1 protein-coding gene is annotated in these 423 nt (G+C 77.8%); it reads right to left on the reverse strand.

What is annotated here, in order from left to right; genetic code table 11:
* Nucleotides 1–128: 128 nt before the first annotated feature.
* On the reverse strand, nucleotides 129–423 hold a 295-nt coding region (locus D7V93_RS45755), incomplete at its 5' end, for a hypothetical protein (protein WP_208723395.1).

Consider the following 423-nt stretch of genomic DNA (forward strand, 5'->3'; position numbering starts at 1 on the left):
GTGTCCTCCCGGCCGGTGCCCGCGGAGGTCAGGACGCCCATGCCCGTCACGGCGACGAGGGGCCGGCCGCGGCGGTCGCGCATCGAGGACGGGGCGGATGTCGTGGTCATGGGGGTGCCGGACGCCCTCTATGCGGCTTTCACGAGGCGCGCCGCGCCCTCGCCGCGGCGGTGGCCGACCGAGGTCACGAGAGCCTCCCCGACCTCGCCCGCCGCGATGAGCGCCGCCGCGAGGGCCGTTCCGGCGATCGCCTGGGTCTCCAGGGTGTGGCCGAGAAGGTCGCCCGTGACGTGGAGGCGGGCGGCGGGCGCGAGGCGGTCCAGGGCGGCCGCCTCCTCCTCCGTGATCCCGGCGACGCCGGTCATCCCCGAGACGACCGCATCGGGGCGGGCGCCGAGCTCGGCCGCCTGGCCGGCCAGGATC

Origin of the sequence: Corallococcus llansteffanensis (assembly GCF_003612055.1) — a bacterium.
In the GTDB taxonomy this organism is placed as follows: Bacteria; Myxococcota; Myxococcia; order Myxococcales; family Myxococcaceae; genus Corallococcus; species Corallococcus llansteffanensis.